Origin of the sequence: Arthrospira sp. PCC 8006 (assembly GCF_046480465.1) — a bacterium.
Taxonomy (GTDB): Bacteria; Cyanobacteriota; Cyanobacteriia; order Cyanobacteriales; family Microcoleaceae; genus Limnospira; species Limnospira platensis.
This window is the reverse complement of the sequence record NZ_PKGG01000284.1, coordinates 1-5604: the sequence shown is the minus strand read 5'-3', so window position 1 is coordinate 5604 and position 5604 is coordinate 1. Positions and strand designations below refer to the sequence as shown.

Here is a 5604-nt window from a genome sequence, read left to right as displayed (position 1 = left end):
TCGCCGTTACTCTCTACTCCCTGATTTCTCAGTTCGTTTATGACCTTGAGTTCCCTGCCTTGCTTAGTTACCTAAGCGTCGGGACATATAATCAGTTATGAGGATGCTCAGGAGAGGTCTCCTTATATCCAGATTCGGAGCTGGAATCCTCACCGGGTAGTTATTTCGGGCATTTCAGCCCTATTTCATACCCGAACGTCTCGCACCTGCGTCCAACACATAATAACTACTATGCTTAATACATAGATAGATTCGTGCTATTGCATCTTGGGCTGACCGTCCGGGACGGAACCCATAGCTTGTGCCTTCAAATCTCGATTCCCATTCAGGTTCGAGAGCCGATTTAACCAAGGCTTGCCTTGCTCTATCTTGGATTGTAGGAATGCCTATTCCAGCTTTTTTCATCCCTACCAGGTTTTGGTATCCATACTCTCCTAAGTGCTTTTACTTTGAGTTTTCCTTTAATGCTCTCAGCTAATTCAAACCTTTGTTTTGGAGATATTACTATCCTTCCATCGACACCGGCTGTCTTTTTGCCTTGACCCGCTTGGGGGGCGGGTTTATTAAGCTGACTGTTGGGAAGCATGGCTGACCGTGGAACCCGCCCCTACAGCCGCACTGCTAAGAGTCGGGCATAATATGATTTCACCAGTAKACGTTGCCACCTTCTAACCTTTGCATCTTGTCCCGATTTAGCTGCTTGAAATATCCTCTTTTGGAGTTGGAAAACTTTCCGTTGAACTTTCGCCCATGGGATAGCCTTCCATGGGTTTTTCGTAGTCTTGATTGGTTTGGTTTTGCCAAAACCTTTCTTTAAACTCGCCTGCGCCATATAAGCTCCTACTTGGCTCTATTCTTGGCAATCAAACCGTAACCTGTCAGCATATCCCTACCATTACAGTCGGGCGTTGGCTTCTGGTCACATCTCACATCCTCTAGGACTTGCGGTTACACTTATCCCTACTGACATCTCGACCAGATAATCAGAGTCCAGAAGGACTTAAAACGTTCCGTTTATATGAGCATTCCATCTTTAGATTTGTCCTATCCACCAGGGTACTTTTAAAAGTCTGTGTAGGTAGTGTGTAAAGGCTCCTACTTTTCCCCTTGCCCTTTTGAGCGCAGCGTATCAACCTATTTCGCTACTTAATATTTACGATGGTTCAAGCCAGACATTCGGTTTCCCTAATCATGGATGGTTGGCAGTGGTCGCCTCTGGTAGTAGGTTCTACTTCACGCCTTCCGTTCCCCGCTTCAATCGTGGGGTTGTGATTCCCAAAACTGGGGGTGGCTATCGCCGTTACTCTCTACGCAATTGTTAAGGAATCATTAAGATTGCCAATTTTGCGTTTTGACTTTGAGTTCCCCGCCTTGTTTTGTATATTTCTATACCAAACGTTGGGACATATAAACAGTTGTAGGGATGGTCAGAAGCGAGATTCTTATATTCAACCAAGGGGTTTAAATCCCCACCAGGCGGTTATTTAGGGCATTGCAGCCCTATTTCCTGTCTGAACGTATCGCACTTACACCTCTATCATTACATATTAGGCACTACCTGTAGGGTCCGTCAGACCTATAGCTTAGGTAACGCCACCAATAACTCCCATATTGTTGACACACCGCTAACCAAACTCCCGAAGCCAATCCTTGGGAGTGTCAAGGTAGGGGTCGAGAATGGAGTCGCCTCCATCCCCTCCCATTCAAAACCGTGCTTGAGATTTTCACCTCACACGGCTCCTGGTGTGGATGCCCACATTGTCAGTGGCACAGCGATACCAACCGCTGCTTTGTCCTTCTTTGTTCAGAGCTATATGCGCCACGTAGTCTTTATACTCGCTCTGGCCATTATACTCCTACCCATGGCAGAATTTACATCCATACCGTGGCACGTGGGCTTAGTTATGGTCGAGAGGGAAGTCGCCTTCCCCAACTCCACTTCCAAACCGTACTTGAGACTTTCACCTCATACGGCTCCTGATATGGATACCCCTTTGTCATTGGGAACAGGGTTACGACCCCCTGCTTTATGACCTCAACTTTTAGAGCTATATGCATGCGTTAGTCTTTAAACTCGTTTTCGCCATTAAACTCCTACTTATCGCGGTCTCTATATCCATACCGTGACTAGTGGGCATATCCTAACTATTACAGTTAGGCATTAGCTTTCAGTCACATCCTTTCCCCTAGGAGGCATACGCTTACACTTTTCACTACTGCTTGTGAGTAATATTGCTCACATTTTTTTTATTAGCAGAGCCTAAAAGGGGTTTAAACGTTCCGTTTATATGGGCATTCCATCTTTAGATTTGTCCTTTCCACCGGGGTACTTTTAAAAGTCTGTGTAGGTAGTATAAGGAGCCTCCTACTTTTCCCCTTACTCTTTTGAGCGCAGCGTATCAACCTATTTCGCTACTTTATAATTACGATGGTTCAAGCCGGACATTCGCTTTCCCTAATCATGGATGGTTGGCAGTGGTCTCGATTCTGGTATTAGGTTATACCTTGGAGCCTTCCGTTCCCCGCTTCAATCCCAGGATTGTGTATCCTGAAACTGGGGGTGGCTATCGCCGTTACTCTCTACTCCCTGATTTCTCAGTTTGTTTATGACCTTGAGTTCCCTGCCTTGTTTTGTATATTTCTATACCAAACGTTGGGACATATAAACAGTTATAGGGATGGTCAGAAGCGAGCTTCTTATATTCAACCAAGGGGTTGAAATCCCCACCGGGCGGTTATTTAGGGCATTGCAGCCCTATTTGATGCCTGAACGTCTCGCACTCCTAATCATTATAACTAGGCATTTGCTTCTGGCCACATCCTTTTCCCTCTAAGGTAGGGGTCGAGAGTGAAGTCACCTTCACCCCCTCCCATTCAAAACCGTGCTTGATAGTTTCCCATCACACGGCTCCTGATGTGGATACCCTTTTTGTCTGATGAACAGGGTTACTACCCCCTGCTTTCGTACTTCAATGTTCAGAGCTATAGCACAAGACAGAATAGTTAGGACGTATAATGGCAAGGATATCTACATAAGACCCAAAATGCCAGCCCCCTACAGTTACGACCTTAGACAAAAAGTTATTAATGCAATTGAACTAGACGGTATGCCCAAAACAGAAGCCAGTCAAGTTTTCCATGTCAGCCGGAACACCATCAATCTCTGGCTGCAAAGAAAAGAACACACCGGCGACTTCCTCCCTAAACCTAATCRCCGACCTGGCAATAACCACAAAATTACCGACTGGCATAAATTCAAGGCTTTTGCCCAAGAGCATGGCCACAAAACCTCCGCTCAAATGGCTCAACTTTGGGATGACGACATCTCTCCTCGCACCATATCCAGAGCCTTGAAGAAAATTGGCTTCACCAGAAAAAAAAACTTACGGCTACCAAGAACGTGATCAGCAACAGCGAGAGGAGTTTATTGCTCAGATTGAACATATGGAGCCGGAAGGGTTGGTTTACCTCGATGAAGCTGGCATGAATAGTCAAGACTCGGATTATCCTTATGGTTACTGCGAGGAAGGACAACGCTTCCATACCCTCAAATCAGGGAAGAGGCAGGGCAGGGTGAGCTATATGGCGGCATGGTGTTATCAACAACTCTTAGCTCCCGATCGCTTTGAGGGTTGTTGTAATCGGACAGTGTTTGAGTTGTGGTTGGAGTTTATCTTAATTCCAACATTGAAGCCAGGTCAGACTCTAGTATTGGACAATGCAACGTTTCATAAAGGGGGGCGGCAGGCTGAACTGGTGGAGGCAGCTCAATGCCGTTTACTCTATCTTCCGCCTTATTCGCCAGACCTCAACAAGATAGAGAAATATTGGTCGTGGYTGAAAGCCCGCATTCGCCATTGCACGTGAGCAGTTTGATTCTCTCGATGATGCCATGGATTCCGTTCTCCCAGCTGCGTCCTAACCACCTTGACTAAGGCTATAGTAGTATGGTGCGAAACGTTTAGGAGATCAAATAGGGCTGCAATGCCTGAAATAACATCCTAGTGGGACTCCAACCCCTTGGTTGGATATAAGGAAGGTGCAAAGTTCCTGACCATCCCATAACTATCTATGTGTCTCGACATCTGGCTTCGACAACCAGATAAGGCAGAGAGACTCAAGGTCAAGACTGAGCGTTAGAAAGAAGGAGTTAGTGCGAAACGTTTAGGAGTGAAATAGGGCTTAGATGCCTGAAACAACCCCCTAGTGGGACTTCCATCCCTTGGTGGAATAAAAGGGATTCACATCCCTGACCATCCCATAACTATCTATGTGTTCCCAAATCTGGTCTCGGAGTCGTGACCCGACAACCAGATGAGGCAAAGAGACTCAAGGCCAAGACTAAGCGAAAGAAAGAGGGGAAGTCGTGACCCCCTTGAGTATAACGTAAGGTTGAGAGTAACGGCGGTAGCCACCCCCAATTTTAGGATTCACACCCCTAAGATTGAAGCGGGGAACGGAAGGCGTAATAGAGGAACCTACCTCTCACTCGACCACTGCCAACCATCCATGATTAGGGAAACCGAATGTCCGGCATGAACCATCGCAATCATTCGGCAGCGAAATAGGTTGACACGCTGCGCTTAAAAAGACAAGGGGAAAAGTGGGGGTATTGGCTCACCACCCAAAAGCAACGAAAGTTGTACACAGACCTTTAAAGTACCCCGGTGGATAGGACAAATCTAAAGATGGAACGCCCGCATAGATGGAACGTTTAAACCCCTAATTGGCTCTCAAGTGGCAGGATGTACCTGTGGAGTAGTAAAAAGTGTAAGCGTATGCCTTTAAGGGGAAGGGATGTGACTGAAAGCCAATGCCTAACTATAATGGTTAGGATATGCCCACTAGTCACGGTGTGGATATAGAGACCGCGATAAGTAGGAGTTTAATGGCGAAAGCGAGTTTAAAGACTAACGCAAGCATATAGCTTTGAAAGTTGAAGTCATAAAACAGGGGGTTGTAGCCCTGTTCCTACTGACAATAGGGTATCTACATCAGGAGCCGTATGAGGTGAAAGTCTCAAGTACGGTTTGGAATTGGAGTTGGGGAAGGTGACTTCCCTTTCGAYCATAACWRAAYGCTCKWRYMTAACGTAAAGTTGAGAGTAACGGAAATAGACAACCCCAATTTTGGGATTCACACCCCAGGGTTGAAGCGGGGAACGGAAGGCGTAATAGAGAAACCTATCTCTCATTCGACCACTGCCAACCATCCATGATTAGGGAAACCGAATGTCCGGCTTGAACCATCGTCAGCATTAGGTAGCGAAATAGGTTGAAACGCTGCGCTAAAACGAGCAAGGGGAAAAGTAGGGTATTCATACCATCACCTAGAACACTATGTTATGGTCGAAAGGGAAGTCGCCTTCCCCAACTCCAATTCCAAACCGTGCTTGATACTTTCACATCACACGGCTCCTGATGTGGACACCCTATTGTCAATAGGAACAGGGTTACAACCCCCTGCTTTGTGACTTCAACTTTGGGAGCTATATACAACACGTAGTCTCATGGATTTCTCCATTACTCTCGCTTTCGTCATAACACTCCTACTTATCGCAGTCTCTATATCCACACCGTGACTAGTGGGCATATCCCAACCATT

3 protein-coding genes and 1 pseudogene are annotated in these 5604 nt (G+C 46.4%); 1 reads left to right on the top strand and 3 read right to left on the bottom strand.

The annotated features are described in order from the left end of the window. Positions 1–180 precede the first annotated feature (180 nt). The 3 genes from B9T16_RS25220 to B9T16_RS25210 are packed head-to-tail and all read right to left on the bottom strand — an operon-like array spanning position 181 to position 832. A complete protein-coding gene (locus B9T16_RS25220; protein WP_014275740.1) occupies positions 181–405 on the bottom strand; it encodes a hypothetical protein in 225 nt (74 codons plus the stop codon). Continuing rightward, the gene (locus tag B9T16_RS25215; protein ID WP_014275741.1) at positions 365–586 is read right to left on the bottom strand and encodes a hypothetical protein; all 222 of its coding nucleotides are present in this window, start codon (positions 584–586) and stop codon (positions 365–367) included. The genes B9T16_RS25220 and B9T16_RS25215 overlap by 41 nt, the downstream gene beginning before the upstream one ends. A 21-nt stretch (positions 587–607) precedes the next feature. Then, the gene (locus tag B9T16_RS25210) at positions 608–832 is read right to left on the bottom strand and encodes a reverse transcriptase N-terminal domain-containing protein (protein WP_410246050.1); all 225 of its coding nucleotides are present in this window, start codon (positions 830–832) and stop codon (positions 608–610) included. Between the two features lie 2212 nt (positions 833–3044). On the opposite strand from B9T16_RS25210, the pseudogene B9T16_RS25205 reads away from it, so the two are divergent. Continuing rightward, positions 3045–3922 (top strand): annotated as a pseudogene (locus B9T16_RS25205) (IS630 family transposase). Positions 3923–5604: the final 1682 nt, after the last annotated feature.